General features: G+C 67.0%; 21 protein-coding genes and 1 pseudogene. 7 read left to right on the top strand and 15 right to left on the bottom strand.

The features are described from left to right. The 3 genes from D477_RS14845 to D477_RS23350 all read right to left on the bottom strand — a co-directional run. Nucleotides 1-699, bottom strand: a 699-nt coding sequence (locus D477_RS14845; protein WP_005270924.1) for an aldo/keto reductase, incomplete at its 3' end; no start/stop codon positions are given. Between the two features lie 63 nt (nucleotides 700-762). Next, nucleotides 763-1,023, bottom strand: coding sequence for a Txe/YoeB family addiction module toxin (locus tag D477_RS14840; protein WP_005270921.1), 261 nt, complete (start codon nucleotides 1,021-1,023; stop codon nucleotides 763-765). Beyond that, on the bottom strand, nucleotides 1,020-1,244 hold the full coding sequence (locus tag D477_RS23350; protein WP_005270919.1) for a type II toxin-antitoxin system prevent-host-death family antitoxin: 225 nt from the start codon (nucleotides 1,242-1,244) through the stop codon (nucleotides 1,020-1,022). Before D477_RS23350 ends, D477_RS14840 begins: the two co-directional genes overlap by 4 nt. Before the next feature lie 66 nt (nucleotides 1,245-1,310). Here D477_RS23350 and argG point away from each other — a divergent pair, with 66 nt between their 5' ends. Together argG and D477_RS14825 are read left to right on the top strand one after the other, a co-directional pair. Then, nucleotides 1,311-2,738, top strand: a complete 1,428-nt coding sequence (argG, locus tag D477_RS14830) for an argininosuccinate synthase (RefSeq protein WP_005270918.1) — start codon at nucleotides 1,311-1,313, stop codon at nucleotides 2,736-2,738. Between the two features lie 103 nt (nucleotides 2,739-2,841). Further along, entirely contained in the window at nucleotides 2,842-3,435 is a 594-nt protein-coding gene (locus tag D477_RS14825; protein WP_005270913.1) for a mismatch-specific DNA-glycosylase, read from the top strand. A 34-nt stretch (nucleotides 3,436-3,469) separates the two neighbouring features. Here D477_RS14825 and D477_RS14820 read toward each other — a convergent pair whose 3' ends face one another. The 4 genes from D477_RS14820 to acnA form a co-directional block, all read right to left on the bottom strand. Next, entirely contained in the window at nucleotides 3,470-4,030 is a 561-nt protein-coding gene (locus D477_RS14820; RefSeq protein ID WP_005270911.1) for a hypothetical protein, read from the bottom strand. Then, nucleotides 4,027-4,578 (bottom strand): DUF402 domain-containing protein, encoded by a 552-nt coding sequence (locus D477_RS14815; RefSeq protein WP_005270910.1) that lies wholly within the window; start codon nucleotides 4,576-4,578, stop codon nucleotides 4,027-4,029. Before D477_RS14815 ends, D477_RS14820 begins: the two co-directional genes overlap by 4 nt. Continuing rightward, nucleotides 4,575-6,548, bottom strand: coding sequence for a 1-deoxy-D-xylulose-5-phosphate synthase (dxs, locus tag D477_RS14810; RefSeq protein WP_005270909.1), 1,974 nt, complete (start codon nucleotides 6,546-6,548; stop codon nucleotides 4,575-4,577). The genes D477_RS14815 and dxs overlap by 4 nt, the downstream gene beginning before the upstream one ends. 140 nt (nucleotides 6,549-6,688) lie before the next feature. Further along, nucleotides 6,689-9,478 carry an aconitate hydratase AcnA gene (gene acnA / locus D477_RS14805; protein WP_005270908.1) on the bottom strand — a complete coding sequence of 930 codons (2,790 nt, stop codon included), beginning with the start codon at nucleotides 9,476-9,478 and terminating at the stop codon, nucleotides 6,689-6,691. 249 nt (nucleotides 9,479-9,727) lie between these two features. Between acnA and D477_RS14800 the strand changes: the two genes are divergently transcribed. Then, nucleotides 9,728-10,222 carry a MarR family winged helix-turn-helix transcriptional regulator gene (locus D477_RS14800; RefSeq protein ID WP_005270907.1) on the top strand — a complete coding sequence of 165 codons (495 nt, stop codon included), beginning with the start codon at nucleotides 9,728-9,730 and terminating at the stop codon, nucleotides 10,220-10,222. Nucleotides 10,223-10,241: 19 nt separating this feature from the next. Here the strand turns inward: D477_RS14800 and D477_RS14795 are convergent, their stop codons facing one another. Both D477_RS14795 and D477_RS14790 read right to left on the bottom strand, forming a co-directional pair. Next, on the bottom strand, nucleotides 10,242-11,564 hold the full coding sequence (locus D477_RS14795; protein ID WP_005270905.1) for a class I SAM-dependent RNA methyltransferase: 1,323 nt from the start codon (nucleotides 11,562-11,564) through the stop codon (nucleotides 10,242-10,244). After that, nucleotides 11,565-13,537, bottom strand: a pseudogene (locus tag D477_RS14790) (APC family permease). 118 nt (nucleotides 13,538-13,655) lie between these two features. Here D477_RS14790 and D477_RS14785 point away from each other — a divergent pair. Together D477_RS14785 and D477_RS14780 are read left to right on the top strand one after the other, a co-directional pair. Next, a complete protein-coding gene (locus tag D477_RS14785) occupies nucleotides 13,656-14,330 on the top strand; it encodes a potassium channel family protein (RefSeq protein ID WP_005270896.1) in 675 nt (224 codons plus the stop codon). Next, entirely contained in the window at nucleotides 14,327-15,028 is a 702-nt protein-coding gene (locus tag D477_RS14780) for a potassium channel family protein (RefSeq protein ID WP_005270880.1), read from the top strand. Before D477_RS14785 ends, D477_RS14780 begins: the two co-directional genes overlap by 4 nt. Here D477_RS14780 and D477_RS14775 read toward each other — a convergent pair. The 4 genes from D477_RS14775 to dut all read right to left on the bottom strand — a co-directional run bounded on the left by D477_RS14775 (nucleotide 14,966) and on the right by dut (nucleotide 17,287). Beyond that, nucleotides 14,966-15,697, bottom strand: coding sequence for a DUF3159 domain-containing protein (locus D477_RS14775; protein WP_005270877.1), 732 nt, complete (start codon nucleotides 15,695-15,697; stop codon nucleotides 14,966-14,968). The two genes, D477_RS14780 and D477_RS14775, sit on opposite strands and share 63 nt — an antisense overlap. Then, nucleotides 15,694-16,050: a hypothetical protein gene (locus tag D477_RS14770; RefSeq protein ID WP_005270874.1), complete on the bottom strand. Its 357-nt coding sequence runs from the start codon at nucleotides 16,048-16,050 to the stop codon at nucleotides 15,694-15,696. The genes D477_RS14775 and D477_RS14770 overlap by 4 nt, the downstream gene beginning before the upstream one ends. Continuing rightward, complete coding sequence (locus D477_RS14765; protein WP_005270873.1) at nucleotides 16,043-16,795, bottom strand: DUF3710 domain-containing protein; 753 nt, start codon at nucleotides 16,793-16,795, stop codon at nucleotides 16,043-16,045. Before D477_RS14765 ends, D477_RS14770 begins: the two co-directional genes overlap by 8 nt. A gap of 63 nt (nucleotides 16,796-16,858) precedes the next feature. Next, entirely contained in the window at nucleotides 16,859-17,287 is a 429-nt protein-coding gene (gene dut, locus D477_RS14760) for a dUTP diphosphatase (protein ID WP_150110148.1), read from the bottom strand. A 185-nt stretch (nucleotides 17,288-17,472) separates the two neighbouring features. Here dut and D477_RS14755 point away from each other — a divergent pair, with 185 nt between their 5' ends. Then, a complete protein-coding gene (locus D477_RS14755; protein WP_005270867.1) occupies nucleotides 17,473-17,958 on the top strand; it encodes a DUF3093 domain-containing protein in 486 nt (161 codons plus the stop codon). On the opposite strand, the gene D477_RS14750 is transcribed toward D477_RS14755, so the two are convergent. Further along, a complete protein-coding gene (locus D477_RS14750) occupies nucleotides 17,934-18,233 on the bottom strand; it encodes a DUF4193 domain-containing protein (protein ID WP_005270864.1) in 300 nt (99 codons plus the stop codon). The genes D477_RS14755 and D477_RS14750 overlap by 25 nt on opposite strands. Nucleotides 18,234-18,536: 303 nt before the next feature. Between D477_RS14750 and sepH the strand changes: the two genes are divergently transcribed. Next, nucleotides 18,537-19,592, top strand: coding sequence for a septation protein SepH (gene sepH, locus D477_RS14745; protein ID WP_005270861.1), 1,056 nt, complete (start codon nucleotides 18,537-18,539; stop codon nucleotides 19,590-19,592). Nucleotides 19,593-19,758: 166 nt separating this feature from the next. Here sepH and D477_RS14740 read toward each other — a convergent pair whose 3' ends face one another. Then, on the bottom strand, nucleotides 19,759-20,964 hold the full coding sequence (locus D477_RS14740) for an alkaline phosphatase family protein (RefSeq protein WP_005270846.1): 1,206 nt from the start codon (nucleotides 20,962-20,964) through the stop codon (nucleotides 19,759-19,761). Nucleotides 20,965-21,022: the final 58 nt, after the last annotated feature.

The raw sequence follows: 21,022 nt of genomic DNA, 5'->3' as shown, positions 1-21,022 counted from the left end.
ACTGCCCTCGGGCGCCTTGCCGTCCTTGTACTTGCCTGTCAGCAGGCCGTTGGCCAGCGGGAAGTACGGCAGCACACCAAGTCCGTAGGCCTCCGCGGCGGGCGTGACTTCCAGCTCGGCGCGCCGGTCCAGCAGGTTGTAATGGTTCTGGCTTGAGATGAACCGGGTGAAGCCGTGCATCCGGGCGGTGAACTCGGCCTCGGCGATCTGCCAGCCGGCCATATTGGAATGGCCGAAGTAGCGGACCTTGCCGGCACGCACCAGGTCATCGAGCGCCGAGAGGGTCTCCTCGATCGGCGTGAGCGGATCCGGCGTGTGGAACTGGTACAGGTCGATCCAGTCCGTGCCCAGCCGCCGCAGCGAGGCTTCGGCCGCCCTGACGATGTAGCGGCGGGACCCGCGGGCTCCGAAGTCCTCTCCGTTGGCTCCACGCATGTCCATGCCGAACTTGGTCGCCACTACGACGTCCTGCCGTCGGCTGCCCAGGGCCTTGCCCAGGAACTCCTCGCTCAGCCCGGGAGTCCTGCCGTAGCTGTCTGCAACGTCGAAGAAAGTAACGCCGGCTTCCAGCGCGGCCGTGACGACCGCATCCGTACCTTCCTGGCTCTCGGTCGGCGTGCCTGTGCGGCCCAGGTTGTTGCAGCCGAGTCCGACGGCGGAAACGGTCAGGCCTGAAGTCCCGAGGCGGCGGTATTCCATCGTTGGTTCCTTTTCCCTAGCGTGTGTCACCCGCCTCGCATCCTACCTGCAGAGGTGCGCCGACTATCTTGAGTAGCGGTAGCGGCACTGCAGGATCACCAAATCGTCCCCGCGGACCACATAGACAAGCCGATGTTCGTCCGTGATCCGCCGGGAATACGCGTCCGGAATGCCATACTTGAGCCGCTCCGGCTTCCCGATATCCGCGAAGGGGTCCCGCAGGCAGTCATCGATCAACCGATTGACGCGCTTGAGTATCGCCCTATCCAGGGTCTGCCACTTCGTATAGTCATCCCACGCCTGCGGCGCAAAGATGAGCCTCACGCGCGGTCAAGTTCATGTTCGGCTCCCTGACCCTGCTCGACAGCTTCCATCGCATCCAGCAGACGGCGTGCATTGGCCGGCGTGCGGAACAAATAGGCGGTCTCCTGCCATGCGGCGAAGTCATCAGCAGACATCAGCACGGCGTTGCCGCGCTTTGAGGTTATCTCCACCGGAGCGCGGTCGTGGCCGTCGCGGATCAGCCGTGCGGTGATTTTCCCCACGTCACGAACGGGGCGGCGGCGCTGCCGCTTCGGCCTTTGCACCCCGGTACACATATGATCGAAACCATGGCCAAAGTTCTCACCTCCCTTCCCGTCGGCGAACGCGTCGGCATCGCCTTCTCCGGCGGACTCGATACTTCCGTAGCAGTAGCGTGGATGCGCGACGGCGGCGCCGTTCCCTACACCTACACTGCCGACCTGGGTCAGTATGACGAACCGGACATCGACGCCGTCCCCGGACGCGCCACCGAATACGGCGCCGAGCTCTCCCGCCTGATCGACTGCAAGCCGGCTCTGGTGGAGGAAGGCCTGGCCGCGCTGGCCTGCGGCGCCTTCCACATCCGCAGCGCAGGCCGCGCCTACTTCAACACCACCCCGCTCGGCCGCGCCGTGACCGGCACACTGCTGGTCCGTGCCATGCGCGAGGACGGCGTGGACATCTGGGGCGACGGCTCCACCTACAAAGGCAACGACATCGAGCGGTTCTACCGCTACGGGCTGCTGGCCCACCCGCGCCTGCGGATCTACAAGCCGTGGCTGGATCCGCGCTTCGTCTCCGAGCTGGGCGGCCGCAAGGAAATGTCGGAGTGGCTCACCGCCCACGACTTCCCCTACCGCGACTCCGCCGAGAAGGCCTACAGCACTGACGCCAACATCTGGGGCGCCACCCACGAGGCCAAGACCCTGGAGCACCTGGACACCAGCCTTGAAGCCGTCGAGCCGATCATGGGCGTGGCCTTCTGGCGCGACGACGTCGAAATCGCCACCGAAGACGTCGCCATTCGCTTCGAAGCCGGCCGGCCGGTGGCCATCAACGGCACCGAATTCTCCGACGCCGTCGCCCTGGTCAACGAAGCCAACGCCATCGGTGGCCGGCATGGTCTGGGCATGAGCGACCAGATCGAGAACCGCATCATCGAGGCCAAGAGCCGCGGCATCTACGAAGCCCCGGGCATGGCCCTGCTGCACATCGCCTACGAGCGGCTGCTCAACGCCATCCACAACGAAGACACCGTCGCCAACTACTACGCCGAAGGCCGCCGCCTGGGCCGGCTGATGTACGAAGGCCGCTGGCTGGACCCGCAGTCGCTGATGCTGCGCGAGTCGCTGCAGAAGTGGGTCGGCTCGGCCGTCACCGGCGAGGTCACGCTGCGCCTGCGCCGCGGCGAGGACTACACCATCCTGGACACCTCCGGCCCGCACCTGAGCTACCACCCGGACAAGCTCTCCATGGAGCGCGTGGGCGATGCCGCCTTCGGACCGCTGGACAGGATCGGCCAGCTGACCATGCGCAACCTGGACATCGCAGACTCCCGCTCGCGGCTCGAGCAGTACGCACTGCAGGGCCTGGTCGGCGGCCCGACCGGGGAACTGGTCGGCGCCCTCGAGGCCGGCGGGGCCAATGAAATCGCCGACACCCAGACCGTCGACGACCTGGAACGGGCCGCCGATGAAGCACTGGACCGCGCAGCGTTCGACGCCGGAACCGACTGATCCAAGTCCCCCGTCAGCGGGCCATGCATGGGCCCGGGGCTCCGTCATCCGACGGCGCCCCGGGCCTTTGGCGTCCGCGTAAGCCGACTGGAAGATTGGATCTGTGGCCTTTACCCGCAGTGAACTGCTCAGCTACCGGAATGCCGTGGTCCCCGATCTGCTCGGTCCCGACCTCCGCCTGCTTTTCGTAGGTATCAACCCGGGTCTGTGGTCGGCGGCTACCGGCACGCACTTCGCCCGTCCCGGAAACCGCTTCTATCCAGCCCTCGCCGCTGCTGGGATCACGGACTATGTCATCCGCGCGGGGGAAGGGATGACGGAGGAGGACAGGACCCATCTGGTTTCCCGCGGCGTCGGCATCACCAATGTGGTCCCGCGGGCTACCGCCAGGGCCGACGAGCTGGAAGCCGAAGAGCTGCGGCAGGGTGCGATGCACCTCGCGGAGAAAATAGCGAAGCTGTCTCCCAGAGTGGTGGCGGTGGCAGGAATTACTGCCTACCGGGTCGGATTCGGCCGCCCGAAGGCGCAACTCGGACGCCAGCCCGAGGACATCGCCGGGGCCGAAGTCTGGGCGGTGCCCAACCCCAGTGGGCTGAATGCGCACCAGACAGTTGCCTCACTGGCAGCGGCCTACCGTGCCCCGGCGCGTGCCGCAGGAGTCCCACTGTCGGGGAACGGTGCGGCGGGCGAGGTGTGAGTACCAGCGGCTTCAGCCTGCCGGCCCGTCCGCCTCAGCCCAGGCTGAACGGCGTTTTGGCGGGCAGCGGATGTTTCTGCTTCAGCGCCTCCGGGTCCTCCGGCGGAGCGACGGCGATGGTGAGCTTCGTGTAGTCCAGCTTGGCTTCGCGCAGGCAAACCTTGAGCCCGGCCACAGCCTTCGCAGCGTCCGGGGCGAGGCAGAAGATGTTCAGCTTGTGCGGCGCGAATTCGGAGCGTTCCACTGTGCCCAGGCCACGCCAGGCGAAGTATTCGGTGATGGCACGCTTGGCTTTGTCCTCCAGGTAGCGGTCCCGCTCGCTGCCGGCGGCTGTCTTGAGCGCGTACTGTGCGACGACGGTGGACTGTTCGGCCGGCGGGATGTCGCTGTAGCCATCCTCGGCACACTGCACAGCAAACGCGTCCAGCAGGGCACCGGCCGTTTCCGCAGTCACGTCGCGGGTGTCCTGCGTGGTGCTCTGGTGTCCGACGGTGCCGTGGTTGACCACGAACTGTGCGTAGTCCTCGTCGAACCAGGCTTCGCGGAACACCAAGGTACCGTCGTCGAGACGTTTGTACAGCCTGAGGAAATTCATGCTCTTGCCTTCCCGAACCAGTGAGCGGCGGTGCCGTCGAACGGGGCCGTGCGGTCCCTGACGGCTGCATAGAGGAGGTCGCATTCGGCCCGCATGGCCTCGATGATTGCCGGCGGATACGCCATCGAAATCTGGTGCGCGGCGAACTCGTCCTCGTCGTCGATCCAGGTACCGGGGCCGTTGAAGGTCCGGATGACGTCGAGGTCCATATCCACGAGTGTCACCTCGAAGCCGCGGCCGGAATGCAGCTCCGACCAGCTGATCCCAGTGGCGATGTCGACGTAGATTTCCACGTCTTTCGGGTGCAGTTCATCGAAGAACGTCACCACATGGCTGCCGCGGTGCGGGACCAGGACGAGCGCGTCCGAGGCGGCATAGAAGCCGTACCCGGGTTTCGAGACGAAGGACCCTTCCGGCTGCCAGATCCAGTACCCGAACTGATCCTTCCCGAGATATTCGCCCGGGACCACCCAGTGGGGCGTGCCGTCCCACTTGCGGTTGCGCAGCACGACCAGCTGGCCGGGATCGATGCCGTCCGGTTCCCTCACTGGATCTTGGGGATCTGTCCGGTGGGCAGCTCCTGCCCCGGCAGTGGACGCGCAAAAGGCACCTTGGTACCGAGGACTTGGGCAACGACGTCGTGAGTCACCTGCTGCGCCGTCAAACCGACGCGTTCCATCACCTGCGCGCGGGTGCCGTGGGCCAGGAACTCGACCGGCAGGCCTACCTCGTTGAGGGCGGTGTCAACGCCTGCCGCCCGCATCTCCTGCCGGATCCGCGAGCCGACGCCGCCGGCGCGTACGCCATCCTCCACAACAATGACGATCCGGTGCCGGGCGGCCAGGGAGATGATCGACGGCGGTACCGGCAGCACCCAGCGCGGATCCACGACGGTCGAGCTAATGCCTTGGGCGCCGAGCCGGTTGGAGATTTCCAGCGCGAGCCCGGCCATCGAACCAACACCGACAATCAGCACGTCGTTCTCGGTCGAACCGGAGGGGCGGCGGGCCAGAACGTCCACTCCGTCGGCCAGCCGCTCGATGGCCTCCACTTCGGCTCCGACCGACCCCTTGGAGAAGCGGACCACGGTCGGCGCGTCGTCGATGGCCACGGCCTCCCGCAGTTCCTCCCGCAGCCGGGTGGCATCGCGCGGGGCCGCCAGATGCAGTCCGGGGATGATCTGCAGCATCGACAAATCCCACATGCCATGGTGGCTCGCCCCGTCCGGTCCGGTCACCCCGGCCCGGTCCAGCACCACCGTGACGCCCGCTTTATGCAGGGCCACGTCCATGAGCAACTGGTCGAAGGCGCGGTTCAAGAACGTGGCGTACAACGCAACCACTGGATGCAGGCCGCCGTAGGCCATGCCGGCAGCACTGGTGAGAGCGTGCTGTTCGGCGATCCCGACGTCGAATACCCGGTCGGGATGCTTGGCAGCGAACTTGTGCAGGCCCACGGGGATGAGCATGGCGCCGGTAATGCCGACGATGTCCCGGCGCTCATCGGCGATGTCGGCGATCTCGTCGGCGAACACCGAGGTCCAGGACTGTACGCCGCCCGCGTCCAGTGGCTCGCCCGTCTCAGGGTCAATGACCCCGACGGCATGGAACTGGTCAGCTTCGTGCGCCCGGGCCGGGGCGTACCCGCGGCCCTTCTCGGTCATCGCATGCACGATTACGGGACCGCCGTACTTGCGCGCCTGGGTCAGCGCGTCCTCCACGGAGGCCATGTCGTGTCCATCGATCGGGCCGATGTACTTCATGCCCAGGTCTTCGAAGAGCCCCTGCGGAGCCCACCAGTCCTTGATGCCCTTCTTGGCGGCGTGCAGGCTCTTGTAGGCCAGCCGTCCGGCCATGCCACCGTTCTGCAGCCTGGTCTTCCACCAGTCGAGCGTGCCTTCGTAGGCCTTGTGCGTGCGGACCCGGTCGAGGGTGGAACGCAGGGCTGCCAGCTGGTCGGCCAGCCCGCCGATGGTCGGCGCATAGGAGCGGCCGTTGTCGTTGACCACGATCACGACCCGGCGGCTCTTGTCCGCAGCGATATTGTTGATCGCTTCCCAGGCCATGCCACCAGTGAGCGCACCGTCTCCAATCATCACGACGACGTAGCGCTCCCCTTCGCCATTGAGCTGGCGGGCGCGGGAGATGCCGTCGGCCCAGGAGAGCGAGGACGAGGCATGCGATGATTCGACGATGTCGTGGACGGACTCTGCACGTTCCGGGTAGCCGGAGAGCCCGCCCTGCTGGCGGAGCGTGGAGAAATCCTGCCGACCCGTCAGCAGCTTGTGTACATAGGACTGGTGGCCGGTATCGAAGACGATGCTGTCGCGCGGGGAGTCGAAGACGCGGTGGATGCCCAGGGTCAGCTCGACGACGCCAAGGTTGGGACCGAGGTGGCCACCGGTCTGGGCGACGTTGGTGATGAGGAACTGCCGGATTTCCGCGGCCAGGCTGACCAGCTGCCCGGTGCTGAGCTTGCTGAGGTCCTGAGGATTACGGATCGTCTCCAGTAGGCCCATCGTGCCTCCCTTGCCTATCTGCTAACTGCCGCCGCGCCTGGGGAGCCCGCGGAGGCCAACACTTAACCATAGCGCGCAGCAGGCCCCCGGCCCGCCGCGAGGGCGGATCCGGGGGCCTGCTGGATGGCTGCCGGCTGAGCCTAAGCTGCAGTCAGCTGGCGCAGTACGTACTGCAGGATGCCGCCGTTGCGGTAGTAGTCGGCTTCACCCGGCGTGTCGATTCTCACGACCGCCTCGAAGGTTGTGGCCTTACCGTCTTCGTCGGTGGCAGTGACCTTCAGGGTCTTGGGCGTAGTGCCGTTGTTCAGCTCGGTCACGCCTTCGATGCTGAACGTCTCGGTACCGTTCAGGTTCAGCGACGCGGCGCTTTCACCGGCCGGGAACTGAAGCGGCAGCACGCCCATGCCAATCAGGTTCGAGCGGTGGATGCGCTCGAAGCTTTCGGCGATGACGGCCTTGACGCCCAGCAGCGCGGTGCCCTTGGCAGCCCAGTCGCGGGACGAGCCGGAACCGTACTCCTTGCCGGCCAGGACCACCAGCGGGGTACCCGCGGCCTGGTAGTTCATCGCGGCATCGTAGATGTAGGCCTGCGGTCCGCCGGTCTGCGTGAAGTCACGGGTGAAGCCGCCTTCCACGCCGTCCAGCAGCAGGTTCTTCAGCCGGATGTTGGCGAAGGTACCGCGGATCATGACCTCATGGTTGCCGCGGCGGGAACCGTAGGAGTTGAAGTCCTTGCGCTCCACGCCGTGCTCCAGCAGGTAGCGGCCTGCTGGGCTGTCGGACTTGAAGGAACCGGCGGGGCTGATGTGGTCGGTGGTGACCGAATCGCCCAGCTTGGCCAGCACGCGGGCACCGGAAATGTCGGTGACGGGATCCGGCTGCGCCTTCATGCCCTCGAAGTACGGCGGCTTCCGGACGTAGGTCGAGTCCCCGGCCCAGGCAAAGGTGTCGCCTTCCGGAGTGTCCAGCGCCTTCCACCGCTCATCGCCGTCGAACACTCCGTCGTAGCCCTTGGCAAACATCTCCTCGTCGATGGAGGAATCGATGATGCTCTGGACCTCGGTCGGGCTCGGCCAAATGTCCTTCAGGAAGACGTCGTTGCCATCGGCATCCTGGCCGAGGGCGTCCTTCTCGAAGTCGAAGTCCATGGAGCCGGCCAGGGCGTAGGCGATGACCAGCGGCGGGGACGCCAGGTAGTTCATCTTGACGTCCGGGTTGATCCGGCCTTCGAAGTTGCGGTTGCCGGAGAGCACTGCGGTCACGGACAGGTCGTTGGCCTGGATGGCGTCGGAGATCTCGCGCTCCAGCGGGCCGGAGTTGCCGATGCAGGTCGCGCAGCCGTAGCCGACGGTGAAGAAGCCGAGCTTCTCCAGGTAGGGCACCAGGCCGGACTTCTCGTAGTAGTCGGTGACAACCTTGGAGCCCGGAGCCACGGAGGTCTTGACCCACGGCTTGGAGGTCAGGCCCTTTTCGACGGCGTTGCGCGCCAGCACCGCGGCGGCCAGCATGACCGACGGGTTGGACGTGTTGGTGCAGGACGTGATCGAGGCGATCGTGACGGCACCATGGTCCAGCACGAACTCGCGGCCGTCGTCCATCGTGACATTGGTTGCCTTGCTCGGGCGGCCATTGGAGTTGGTGGCGGCCGAGTGGCGCACAGTGGAGGTCATCGCCGGCGAGTCAGAGGCCGGGAAGGATTCTTCCAGCGCCTCGTCGAGGGCATCCTCATTGGCGGCCTTGACGTAGTTGCCCAGGTCCTTGCGGAACTGGTCCTTGGACGCCGACAGCTCGATGCGGTCCTGCGGACGCTTCGGTCCGGCGATCGAAGGAACCACGGTGGACAGGTCCAGCTCCAGGTACTCCGAGAACCGCAGTTCGCGGCTCGGGTCATGCCAGAGGCCCTGCTCCTTGGTGTAGGCCTCGACCAGGGCGATGTTCTCCTCGGAGCGGCCGGTCAGCCGCAGGTAGTCCAGGGTCACATCGTCGATCGGGAACATGGCGGCGGTCGAGCCGAACTCGGGGCTCATGTTGCCGATGGTCGCGCGGTTGGCCAGCGGCACAGCGGCGACGCCTTCACCGTAGAACTCGACGAACTTGCCGACGACGCCGTGCTTGCGCAGCATCTCGGTGATCGTCAGCACCACGTCGGTGGCGGTGGCGCCGGCCGGAATCTCGCCGGTCAGCTTGAAGCCGACCACGCGCGGGATCAGCATGGAAACCGGCTGGCCGAGCATGGCAGCCTCGGCCTCGATGCCGCCGACGCCCCAACCGAGGACACCCAGGCCGTTGACCATGGTGGTGTGGGAGTCGGTGCCGACGCAGGTGTCCGGGTAGGCGCGGAGCTTGCCGTCAACCTCGCGGGTCATCACGGTGCGGGCGAGGTATTCGATGTTGACCTGGTGCACGATGCCGGTGCCCGGGGGGACGACCTTGAAGTCGTCGAACGCGGTCTGGCCCCAGCGCAGGAACTGGTAGCGTTCGCCGTTGCGCTGGTACTCGATCTCCATGTTGCGCTCGAGCGCCTGGGCGTTGCCGAAGACGTCGATCTGGACCGAGTGGTCGATGACCATTTCGGCCGGAGCCAGCGGGTTCACGCGCTTGGGGTCGCCGCCGAGGTCCTTCACCGCCTCGCGCATGGTGGCCAGGTCCACGACGCAGGGAACGCCGGTGAAGTCCTGCATGATGACGCGGGCCGGCGTGAACTGGATTTCGGTGTCCGGCTGGGCATTCGGATCCCAGTTGGCCAGCGCGCGGACGTGGTCCGCAGTGATGTTGGCTCCGTCTTCGGTGCGGAGCAGGTTCTCGAGCAGAACCTTGAGGCTGAACGGAAGGCTCTCGGCGCCTTCAACCGAATTCAGCCGGAAAATTTCGTATTCGGTACCGCCGACGTTCAATGCGCCTTTGGAACCGAAGCTGTCCACATTGCTCACAGTGGGACTCCTCTCGCCATTCACATCTTTGTTGCCCGTTTGGACGCGCCGCCAGTTAGGCGGTCCTTATCGCAGGGATGCGGATTGGATTGCGGCAGAACTGTTGCCAGCTTATCCCCACACCCCAAAGGGCGGATCCCCGGGGCCGGGGATCTCTTGACATCAAGATTTAAGATCACCCTACGTTCCATATATCTTGATGTCAAGATAACCTTGGATGGACAGGGCCGGCACGAAGGATTAAGGGACATGGAGCGGCAGATGGATGCGGTGGACGAAATCATCGAGGGGTGGGAGCGCGCTTTGCCGAAGGAGGACGTCGAGCCGATGGGCGTCTTCAGCCGGATCAGCCGGCTGGCCCAGCGCTTCGATGCCCTGCGGCGCAACGTCCTGGCTGCCCACGGCCTGCAGCTGGGCGACTTCGATGTGCTCTCGGCCATCCGCCGCTGCCCGGACGGCGCATTGACCGCCGGGCAGCTGGCCAAGGAGAACCTGGTGACCTCAGGCACCATGACGAACCGCATTGATCGGCTGGTGGCCCGAGGCCTGGTTGGCCGCTCGGCGGACGTCGCGGACGCACGCATCGTCCGGGTGCAGCTCCACCCGGAGGGGCGGCGGATCGTCGATGCCGCGTTCGTCGAGCTCCTGCGCATCGAGCACGAGCTCCTGGACTCCATACGCGATGCCGACCGCCAGCCGCTGGTGGACCGGCTGCGCGAACTGCTGGCACGGATCGAAGCCTAGCTGCCGCCTCTTATGCAGATCAGGCGCGCACCAGCAGGGCGAAGGATTCCATGTGGTGCGTATTCGGGTAGAGGTCGAACACCCGCAGGTCCTGCAGCTGCCAGCCGAGCTCCAGGAAGTAGCCGAGGTCACGCGCGAAGGACGCCGGGTCGCAGGCCACATACCCCACTACCCCCGGCCCTTTGTTGTGCAGCTGCTCGACGACCTTCCGGCCGGCGCCGGCCCGTGGCGGGTCCAGTACCACTGCGTCCAGTCCGCCGTGGTGGCGGTGCAGCACCCGCTCCACCTTGCCTTGGACAATCTCCACCTGCGGCATCCCGTGCAGGTTCTTGCGGGCATCCCGGCTCGTGCCGGGCGAACCTTCCACCGAGAGCACCGTCCCGGAATTTCCGACGGCGGCAGCCAGCGGCGCGGTGAACAGGCCTGCCCCCGCGTAAAGGTCCGCCACACGCTGGCCCGGCTGCGGCTTCACGCCTGCCAGCACGGCCTGCGTCAGCACCTGCGGCGCGGCGCGGTGGATCTGCCAGAAGCCCTCCCCCGTCACGCGGTACTCGTGGCCGCCGCAGCTTTCCGCCACCCAGGTCCTGCCGCGCAGCCGGGTCAGCTGCTGCTGTTCGGGGTCCCACACGGCCACCGACGCCGGCGACGGGATGCGCTCGGCGATGGCGCCCAGCCTGCGGGGGCTGGCTCCGGGCGCGGGCACCAGCAGCACCAGCGGCGCCGAACCGTTGGCCGGCGCGGCGACTTCCACTCTCGACACGGGGCCGAGGTCGAGCTCCCACAACCGCAGTTCATTGATGGCCGGCACGGCCAGCGGCATCACGTCCACGGGGATCAGCTGGTCCGAACGGTGGGCGTTCATCGCCAGCCGCCCGGATGAGTCCACCGCAAAGGCGGCCCGCGTACGCCAGCCCAACCCGCCGTCGTCGTTAGCATCCGCCGGTTCCACCGAAACCCTGCGTTCCACCCCTGCCAGGCGGCGCAGCTGCTCCTCGAAGATGGCGGCCTTCAGGCTCCGCTGCTCGTCCAGCGCGATATGGCCGAATTCCGCCCCGCCCACCGGCGGCTGCCCGGTCTGCGCCGCCAGCAGAGCGTCGGCCGGGCGCCACGGATGCTGCACCCGGTGCGGCGACGCCTCCAGCACCTCCACCGTGTCCGCCCGCCAGAAACCGGCGTCCGGAGTCCCCTCGGTAACGCGGGCCCGGACCCGCTCCCCCGGCAGGGCGTGGCGCACGAACACGACGCGGCCCTCGTGCCGGGCGATGAAATGGCCGCCGTGCGCCGGGGCAGACACCGTCAGTTCAAGGTCAGGATTGCGGGTGGGTTCGGTTGCCTGCGGCATTTAGGAAAGCTCCTGGTACTTGCGGACCGCATCTGAGGAGGCGAGCTGCCACGGCACACTGGCCACCATGACGCCCGGTTCGAAATGCAGTCGGGTCTTGATCCGCAGGGCGGTCTGGTTATGCACGAGCTGTTCCCACCAACGCCCCACGACGTATTCGGGAATGTACACGACCACCAGGTCCCGGGGGGAATCGCGGCGGATGTTCTGGATGTAGTTGATGATCGGCGTGGTGGTGTCCCGGTAGGGCGAGGCCAGCACGGTGATGGGGACCGGGATCTTCAGCCGTTCCCAGTCGGCCAGCGTCCGGGCGGTCTCCTCCTCGTCGATGTCCACGATGACCGCATCCAGCTTCGAGGGCCGGGAGGCGCGGGCGAACGCCAGCGCCCGCAGCACCGGCTTGCGCACGTGCGAGACCAGGATCACCGCGTGCACCCGCGAAGGCAGCGCCGTCGCCTGCTGCTCCTCGTCCACTGCCAGCTCGCGTGCCACCTGCCGGTAGTGCCGGTGGATGCTGTACATGACCAGGCCCAGCAGCAGGATGCCGGCCACCGCAATCCAGGCGCCGAAGACGAACTTGCTGACCAGCACCACCACCAGCACAGTGGCGGTCAGGATGAAGCCGATCAGGTTGATCAGGCGCGAGCGCGCCATCTTCCGGCGCAGCCGCTTGTTGTGAGTGGAGCGGATCAGGCGCGAGAAGTGCTTGATCATACCCAGCTGGCTGAACGTGAAGGAGACGAACACCCCGACGACATAGAGCTGGATCAGCCGGGTGACATCGGCATTAAACAGCAGGATCAGCAGCAGGGCCGCCCCGGCCAGCGCCAGGACGCCGTTGCTGAAGCTCAGCCGGTCCCCGCGGGTGCGCAGCTGGCGCGGCAGGAAGCCGTCCGTGGCCAGGATCGAGGCGAGCGACGGGAAGGCGGTGAAGGCGGAGTGGCTGGCCAGCAGCAGGATCAGCCCGGTGGCGGCGACCACCAGGTAGAACAGGACGTTCCCGCGGTCGAAGACGGTGGCGGCGAGCTGGCTGATCACCGGCATCTGCACGTAGTCCGCCGGCAGCGGGGCGCCATTGAGCCGCAGCTGCTCCGCCGGCACCTGCACCACGTGGACCCTCGTCGCCGGCGGAGGTACAGCACCGCCATGGTCATCACTGTCGCGGCGATGCCCAGCGCGAGCAGCGCCGTGGCCGCGTTCCTGGCGCGCGGCGGCTGGAATGCCTTCACATTGCCGGCCGGGGTTTCCACGCCGGTGAGCGCGGCCGCCCCGGTGGAGAACGCCCGCAGGACCAGCAGGGCGCCGGCCAGGCCCGTGAGGCCGGCTTCGAATTCGGCATCCGGCACGATATCGAGCGCGGCGCTGGGTGCCATTTCCAGCTGCCCGGCCAGGTCCTGGGCAAAGCCCACCGCGCACATCAGCAGGATCAGCGCGACGAAGGCATAGGTGGGGATGGCCACTGCGCGCCCGCCGCGGCGCAGTCCCCGCAGGTGCAGGAACGCCAAAATAACGACGCCGAGGGCGGCCGCCGTCGTTTGTCCTCCGTGGAGCGCGGGGAAGGCAGCGATCAGGTAGTGCGCCGCCGAGGACATCGACACGGCGACCGTGAGCACGTAGTCGAACATCAGGGCCGAGCCGACCGTGATGCCCGCCGTCTTGCCCAGGTTCTCGCTGGCGATCTGGTAATCCCCGCCGGAGGGGTAGGCGTGCACGCTCTGCCGGTAGGAGGCGATGATCACCAGGAGCACCACCATCACCGCCAGCCCGACCAGCGGCGATAGCGCCACGGCAGAGACGCCGGCCAGGGCAAGGGTCAGCAGGATCTCGTCCGGCGAATAGGCCACCGAGGACAGCGCGTTGGCCGAGAACACCGGCAGTGCCAGCCGCTGCGGCAGCGGCTGGACTTTGGCCCGCTCCGTACGGAAGGGCCGGCCCACCAAGATCCGTTTGAGGGCATCCAGAAAAGTCAGCACAGCGTAAAACCGTAACCGCTCGGCCGCAAGGTTGTCATGGAATCACTCTAAGCCGCTGACCAGCCCGCTTAGGATTAAGCTGGCAGCAGGACAGCGGTAAAAGCGAGAGAGGCATCCAGTGGCGCACTTCGTCATCATGGGCTGCGGGCGCGTCGGCGTCACGCTGGCCCACACCCTCGACGATTCCGGCCACAGCGTCGCAGTGATCGACCAGGACGACCGGGCCTTCCGGCGGCTGCGCAACGACTTCTCCGGCCGCAAGGTCACCGGCGTCGGCTTCGACCGCGACACGCTGCGCCATGCCGGAATCGAGAAGGCCTACGCCTTCGCGGCCGTTTCCAGCGGCGACAACTCGAACATCCTGGCCACGCGGGTGGCCCGCGAAACCTTCCATGTGCCGCATGTGGTCGCCCGGATCTACGACCCGGGCCGGGCGGAAATCTACCAGCGCCTGGGCATCCCGACAGTCGCTGCCGTGCGCTGGAGCGCGGACCAGGTGCTCCGCCGGATCCTGCCGGAGCAAAGCATCAAGGGAGACTACCGTGAGGCGTCCGGCCGGCTGATCCTGGGCGAGGTGTCGCTGCACGAGGGCTGGGCCGGGCATTTCTTCAGCGAGATCGAGGCCGTATCCGGGGCGCGGGTTGCCTACCTGACCCGCTTCGGCGAAGGCATCCTGCCGGATCCGGAAACCAGGTTCCAGCACGGCGACATCGTGCACGCCATGATGCGGGTCGACGCCACGCACGAGATCTCCGCGATCCTGTCCAAACCTCCCGTGAAGGAGTCGGAATGAAGGTCGTCATTGCCGGTGCCGGCAGCGTCGGATCCTCGATTGCCCGCGAGCTGCTGTCGAACAACCACGACATCCTGCTGATCGACCAAAAGCCGGAGGTGATTGGCCGCAGCGGGCTCAAAGGCGCCCGGTGGCTGATCGGGGACGCGTGCGAAATCACGACGCTGCGCGATGCAAAACTGGAGGAGGCCGACGTCGTTGTCTCGGCAACGGGCGATGACAAGGTCAATCTCGTGGTGTCGTTGCTGGCCAAGAGCGAATTCGGCGTCGGCCGGACGGTAGGCCGGGTGAACAACCCGAAGAACGACTGGATGTTCGACGATTCCTGGGGCGTTGACGTCGCAGTGAATACGCCCCGGCTCATGACCGCGCTGGTGGAGGAGGCAGTCGAGGTCGGCGACCTGGTCCGCCTGCTGACCCTGCAGACCGGCGTCGCCTCCATCGTGGAGTTCACAGTGCCGCATGACTCTGCCTTGATCGGCAGCACGCTGGGGACCGTCGACTGGCCGCAGGACGCAACCGTCGTGGCGATCCTGCGGGACGATGCGCCGATTACGCCCAGCGCCGACGACGTAATCGAGGCCAATGACGAACTGTTCTTCGTGACCACGATCGCGGCCGAGCAGGAACTGCGGTCAGTGCTCCTGGCCCGACCGGCCGGTGCCGCTGCCGGCGACGGCTCCGCCGACCGGGCGTGAGACCAGCCACGCGAGCCAGATCCCGAGCGCGTACAGGGGCAGCCCCATGACCAGGCGCGCGGTCCCGAGCGCCACCAGGCCGTCCTCCCCCATCAGGTAGAGCGGCACCTGCACCACCAGCCGGAGCACCAGGACGGCGGTGACGATCCAGGTGGCCAGCACGTAGGCCTTGAGCCGGCGCGGTTCCTTCCGCCACTCGACATTCTCGCCGCGGATAAAGCCGAACAGCAGTCCGGCCAGCGGCCATTTGATGAGGATCGACAGCACCATTCCGACGATGTAGGCGGCGTTGGTAACGAATCCCCAGACATAGAAGTCTTCGGCCCTGCCGGTGCTGTTGGCGACGAACGCGCAAATTCCGACGCCGACCAGGCCGGAAAACGCCTGGGTCACCGTCCCGCGCTGGATCAGCCGCAGCACGGTGAAGGCGGCCGCCGCGCCGAGGGCGCCGATCAGGGCAGGCCCGAGCTCGCGGCCGATGGTGAAGACGACCAGGAAGATGATGCCCGGCAGCACGCTCTCCACCAGGCCGCGCACGCCGCCGATCGACTTGAGCACATCGATTTGGCCGTCGTCGCGGCGTTCCATGCCTGCCTTGGCAGCGTAGGCGCCGGCAAGTTCTGCGAACGGCTTCTCCGGCTCGTCCCGAGGCGCAGGTTTTTCAGTCATGACTCATTCTCCAGCAGGCTGAGGATCTCGTACCCGGGGTTGTACATGGTGGGCATGCCGTCGACATCGAAAACCATGCCGTCGAACCCAAGACGGATACCGGCGTCGATCCCCGGGACCCGGCGCTGGCCGAGCCAGATCAGCTGGATCCGGGCCGCCGGACCCGCCGGCTTGGCTCCGGGCTCGCCGGGCAGTATGGAGGTAACCACGGCTGAGAAACTGGGCGCCTGGCCCGCCGGCAGGATAGTGATCGACTCGACGTAGCCGGAGGAGCGGATGCGCCCGCGCCGCGGCAGCCGGTCCAGAGGCACAGTGACCGCGGACTGGCGGAGTTTTGCAGCTGAATCAGCCAATGTGGGTGATTTCCGGACCGCGCTCCGGGGCGCTTAGTCCCGGCTTGGCCGATGCCTCCTGCTGCGGCTTGGCATCCTTGGGCAGGCGCAGCTGCAGCAGGTCCCGCGGGGGCAGCGGCTGGCTGCCCCGGTCGACGATGGTGGACCGGAACAGGTCTTCGAGCTCCGCCGACTTCTCCCGGTCCAGGGCCGCCGAGCCGCCGATCACACCGCGCAGGAACCAGCGCGGTCCGTCGACGCCGACAAAGCGGGCGACCCGGTAGCCACGCTTGCCGTCCGGCGTCTGTGCGGGCAGCTTGGCGACGACCTCCGTGCCCAACGGGCCTTCGAGTTCCTCGACCTCACCCCCCTGGGAGCCGACGGATTCGGCAATCTGCCCGCGGATCTCCGGCCACAGGGATTCCGATTTCGGGGCGGCAAAGGCCTGCAGCTGCAGGCTCGATCCGGCGAGGTCCAGTGTCACGGCGATGACGCGCTGGGTGCGTTCCTCGACTTCGAGCCGTAGTTGCAGGCCTTCGCGGGGCCGGACCTTGAGCGCGCCAAGGTCCAGGTAATCCTCGCCGCCCGCCTTTTCGCTGCTGTCAAACGGTCCGTCGGCACGGAAGGAATCCTTGTCTGCCGGTGCCGCGCTGGCGGCGGTACCGATGGACTCTTCCGCAGCCTCCTGTTCACCGGGGCCTTCGGCTTCGGTGCCCTTGGCCGGCTGCTCGGGGTCATTGCCCTTCTTGCGGCGCCCAAATACCATCGTGGCTTTCCTCTCGGACTTGATGCTGTCGGCCGGCGCGGGGTCAGCACGCCGGGGCGGTCATTATTGCGCTGCGTTGAAGCCGCCGGTGGAACCGAAACCGCCGGCGCCGCGTACCGAACCAGGCAGCTCGCTAACGCGTTCGAAGGCTGCAGTTTCCACTCGCTGGATCACCATCTGCGCTATGCGGTCCCCGCGCTTGAATTCAAGAGTGGCGGAGGCATCTGTGTTCAGCAGGGTCACGGCGATCTCGCCGCGGTATCCGGCGTCCACAGTGCCGGGCGCGTTAACGATCGTCAGCCCGTGTTTGGTGGCCAGTCCGGAACGCGGATGGATCAGTGCGACGTAGCCGGCCGGGAGGGCTATGGCGACACCGGTAGGCACCAGGACCCGCTCCCCCGGGCCAATCCGGAAATCGATCCTGGTCCGCAGGTCTGCGCCGGCGTCACCGGGGTGCGCATACGAAGGTGCTTCCAGCGCGTCGTCGAGCATTTTCAGCTGTACGTTCAGCGTTGGTTGAATATCCTGCACTCGTAACCGTTTCCTCGTTCGTCGCGGCAAGGCCGCCGCGGGACATTTCCGCACATCACTCTATCCTCTTTGGCCCCTGCGCAACTACGTAGCAGGCCCCGCTGCGGCGCAGGGGCAACCTGCCTTGCCAAGCTAAGCTGAAACCTATGAGCACAACACCCTCCTCTGCCGGCGCTGCCACGGATCCCATCTACCAGGAGCGCCTCTGGCCGAGCGCCTGGGTTTGGCTTGTCGCGGCGGGACTTTCCGGAGCGGTGATCTTTGTGCTGGCTCCCATCAGCCTGACCACCGGCTACATAGCCGCCGCCGTTACGGCCATCATCCTGGCCATCCTGCTTTTCGCCTCCACCCCGCAGATCGTCGTCACGGACGAGACGCTCCGCGTCGGCCGGGCCCAGATCGAGCGCGAGTTCGTGGGGACGGTGGAAGCCTTTCGGGGCGATGCGGCCGTCGAGCAGCGCGGCCCCAAGCTCAACGGCACGGCCTACCAGTGCATCCGAGGGTGGATCTCGCCCGTCGTCAAGATTGAAATCACCGATGAAGCGGACCGCACTCCCTACTGGCTCGCTTCGTCCCGCCGGCCCGAACGGCTGGTTGCCGCGTTGGGTCAGCCCTCGCAGTCCTTGCAGTAGAACAGTCCGTCCTTCTCCTTGGCGACCTGTGAACGGTGGCGGACCAGGAAGCATGAAGCACAGGTGAATTCATCCGACTGGGCCGGCATGACGCGCACCAGCAGCTCTTCGCCGGACAAGTCGGCGCCGGGCAGCTCGAATCCTTCGGCGGCGTCGGCCTCGTCCTCGTCCACCACCGCCGACTGCTTGTCGGTGCGGTGGGACTTCAGCTCTTCGATCGAGTCCTCGCTCAGCTCCTCTTCAGCCTTGCGCGGGGCGTCGTAGTCAGTGGCCATAATTGTCTTTTTCACGCTTTCGGTTCGGTGCTCTGGAGTCTTCCGCGGGCCTGGCGGCCGCGGCCTTCAGCGCGGATGTGTCTGAGCACAACGCTTCGGCCGCCGCGTTTGTGCCCGCGACGCGAAGATTGTTGCCCATGTGCCGCACAAATACCAAAACCAGTGGAGGGCTAGTGGCACAGGGCACGCTGCTGAGCGGCTTCTGGCCCATCCAGTCTGCGCCACACCAGCGAAAACAGTAGGAAATAGGCCTGTTGGGTGGCAGAGTTTCAGGCAGGAATTATCGTCTGGTGGAGGGTTTTCATGCAGGATCTGCGGCTGGTGGGTGTCCATGAGGATGGCGAACATCTGCTGTTGGGCGGCGAAGGCGGCGAAAGCTACCGCCTGGCCATCGACGAAGCGCTCCGGTCAGCGGCTGCGCGCCCGTCGGTGCGTGTGCCTGCGGCGGACTCGACCGAAGCCGGCGCTGTCATGTCCCCGCGCGAGATCCAGGCGAGGATCCGCGCCGGAGCCTCTGCCGAAGACGTCGCCGCGGAATCAGGCGTCTCCATGGAACGCATCCTCCGCTACGAGGGGCCGGTCCGAGCCGAACGGGACTACATGGCCCAGCAAGCCCAGCAGGTGGAAGTCGCCTCCGGGCTGCCGCTGCATGAAGGCTATCGCTCAACCTATGCGGACCAGCCGGTGTCCCTGGGCGAGATGGTGCGCCACCGCCTGCCCGCTTTCGGTATCGATCCGGAATCCCTTGAATGGGACTCCTGGCGCCGCCAGGACGGTTCGTGGGAAGTGCGCGCGCAGTTCACTCTGCCTGCCGAGGCAACCGGAACAGTCGGCGAAGAGCCGCCGGCCCGGTGGATCTACGATCACGGCCGCCGCACTATCCAGAACTCCAACCGCTGGGCTCAGCAATTGAGCGAGTTCGAGCCGCTGGACGGACCGGTGCCGGGCCGCAGGCTGGCAGCGGTCGCGGACCGGGTCTTCGATTTCGAGACGGACGCAGAGCCGCCGGCCGGAGCGGATGAGCTACCGGACGCAGTGCAGGAGGACGTAGATCCCGACAATCTGCTGGAGGTGCTGCGCTCGCGCCGCGGCCAGCGGCTCGGCGTGGACGAGGAAGCCGATGACGCCCTCGCTCTGATGCTTACGCGCGGCGCCGTCCCGGCCGCCCATCCCCGCGATGGCCATCCCGCCGCCGACGAAGGCGCAGACAGCCACCAGCCCGGTGGCCTGCCGTTCGGGCTGAGCCTGGCTCCGGCCTACGACGACGGCAGGGAGGGCGCGCTGGACCTGCCGGACGGCGTCAGCACCGAAACCCGCGAGATCACGGTGTCCGGCGCCCCCCGCCGCAGGCAGCGATGACGCTGCCGAAGACGGGGACGCCGATCCGGAGCAGCCGGAAGATGCGGACAGCAAGGAAGATGCGGCAGAGGAACCCCAGCCCAAACGTTCGCTGCGGCCGAAGCGGTCAAGCGTGCCGAGCTGGGACGAGATCGTCTTCGGGACCAGGCACGACTGACCCGCAGGATCAGCCCCGCCTGCCCCGTCCGCGCTTGGCGCCCGCAGTGCCGCCCTTCCCCACCGTCGATCCGAGCACCAGCAGCGGAACGTCCCGCTCTGCCCGTGTGAGTGACCCATGCTGTCCGACCACAGACAGGGCGTGGGCGGGCACCCGCCGGGTGTCGTACAGCGCAATCGGCTCCCGCGCTGCGATCATCAGGTCGCCAATGCGCGGCAGCATCGCCGGCTGCACCGGCCCGAACAGGCCGTGCGCGATGGCCTCGTCCCGTTCCACCACCCAGGCGTACTTGCCGTAGGCCTGCTGCCAGGCCTCGGCGAGTTGCTCGCGGTGGCGGGCACCGGCGTCGGGCTCAAGATACAGATGGACCATGCGCGGCTCCCCGCCGGTATGCCGCACACCGGCCACCAGCGCCGGATCCAGCGAGTAGTCGTACCGGTGTGCGGGAGCGACGTCGAGCATCCCATGGTCCGCCGTGAGCAGCAGCAGTGTGTCCGCCGGCAGCTGGCCGGCCAGCCGGCGCAGGTGGGAATCCAGTTCTTCCAGGGCGTTGCCCCATTCGGCCGAGGCGCAGCCGTAGCGGTGGCCGGCCTTGTCCAGCTCATTGAAGTACAAGTAGACCAGCACGCGCTCATGCTCCGCCAGCGCCTGCGCAGCGGCAAGCGTGCGGGCATGGCCGGAGGTGGCGGGCACGAAGGAGCCGCCGCGCAGGGCGGCCTGCGTCATCCCGGACTCGGCAAACTTGGGCAGGCTGACGGTGATCACCGGCAGTTCCGCTGCCACCTGTTCGAAGACCGTGGGATGCGGCTGCCAGTCCCGCGGGTCGACGCCCCCGTCCCAGCCGCCGAGCTGGTTGACGACTTTATCCTGCGCGGGATCAAGCACGTCATAGCCGACCATGCCGTGTGCTCCGGGGGCCAGTCCGGTGCCGAACGAGGCCAAGGACGCTGCGGTGGTCGAAGGGAAGGCACTGCTAAGGGTGCGTGCGTTCTCCAGCGAACGGCGCAGGAACGGGGCATGGCCGCCGCGCTGCTTGAGCAGGGCCTTGCCGAGTCCGTCGACCAGGACCACGCAGATGCGTTTCGCCGCCGGCAGGGACAGGGTGTTGGCAAAGCCAGGCACGCCAAGCGCCGCCGCCGCGCTGGTGAACATCTCCGCAATGCTGTCGCGCCCGTACCCCGGGGCGGGTGGCAGCACGTCCAGATGCCGGACCATTCCTAGCGCTGGTGGTGGCCGCGGGCCAGCCTGGTGCCCAGCCGGCGGGGCTGCGCGG

Source organism: Arthrobacter crystallopoietes BAB-32 (genome assembly GCF_000328305.2).
In the GTDB taxonomy this organism is placed as follows: domain Bacteria; phylum Actinomycetota; class Actinomycetes; order Actinomycetales; family Micrococcaceae; genus Crystallibacter; species Crystallibacter crystallopoietes_A.
The sequence above is the reverse complement of the archived record's forward strand: the minus strand, read 5'-3'. Positions and strand labels throughout refer to the sequence as shown.

Excerpts from the sequence above, each read along its gene's own strand:
- D477_RS14765 (WP_005270873.1), bottom strand. The coding sequence starts at position 16,795 with ATGGTATTTGGGCGCCGCAAGAAGGGCAATGACCCCGAGCAGCCGGCC.
- D477_RS14775 (WP_005270877.1), bottom strand. The coding sequence starts at position 15,697 with ATGACTGAAAAACCTGCGCCTCGGGACGAGCCGGAGAAGCCGTTCGCA.
- D477_RS14820 (WP_005270911.1), bottom strand. The coding sequence starts at position 4,030 with ATGAATTTCCTCAGGCTGTACAAACGTCTCGACGACGGTACCTTGGTG.
- D477_RS14750 (WP_005270864.1), bottom strand. The coding sequence starts at position 18,233 with ATGGCCACTGACTACGACGCCCCGCGCAAGGCTGAAGAGGAGCTGAGC.
- D477_RS14740 (WP_005270846.1), bottom strand. The coding sequence starts at position 20,964 with ATGGTCCGGCATCTGGACGTGCTGCCACCCGCCCCGGGGTACGGGCGC.
- dxs (WP_005270909.1), bottom strand. The coding sequence starts at position 6,548 with ATGGGCCTACTGGAGACGATCCGTAATCCTCAGGACCTCAGCAAGCTC.
- D477_RS14800 (WP_005270907.1), top strand. The coding sequence starts at position 9,728 with ATGGAGCGGCAGATGGATGCGGTGGACGAAATCATCGAGGGGTGGGAG.
- D477_RS14795 (WP_005270905.1), bottom strand. The coding sequence starts at position 11,564 with ATGCCGCAGGCAACCGAACCCACCCGCAATCCTGACCTTGAACTGACG.
- D477_RS14780 (WP_005270880.1), top strand. The coding sequence starts at position 14,327 with ATGAAGGTCGTCATTGCCGGTGCCGGCAGCGTCGGATCCTCGATTGCC.
- D477_RS14755 (WP_005270867.1), top strand. The coding sequence starts at position 17,473 with ATGAGCACAACACCCTCCTCTGCCGGCGCTGCCACGGATCCCATCTAC.
- argG (WP_005270918.1), top strand. The coding sequence starts at position 1,311 with ATGGCCAAAGTTCTCACCTCCCTTCCCGTCGGCGAACGCGTCGGCATC.
- dut (WP_150110148.1), bottom strand. The coding sequence starts at position 17,287 with ATGCTCGACGACGCGCTGGAAGCACCTTCGTATGCGCACCCCGGTGAC.
- sepH (WP_005270861.1), top strand. The coding sequence starts at position 18,537 with ATGCAGGATCTGCGGCTGGTGGGTGTCCATGAGGATGGCGAACATCTG.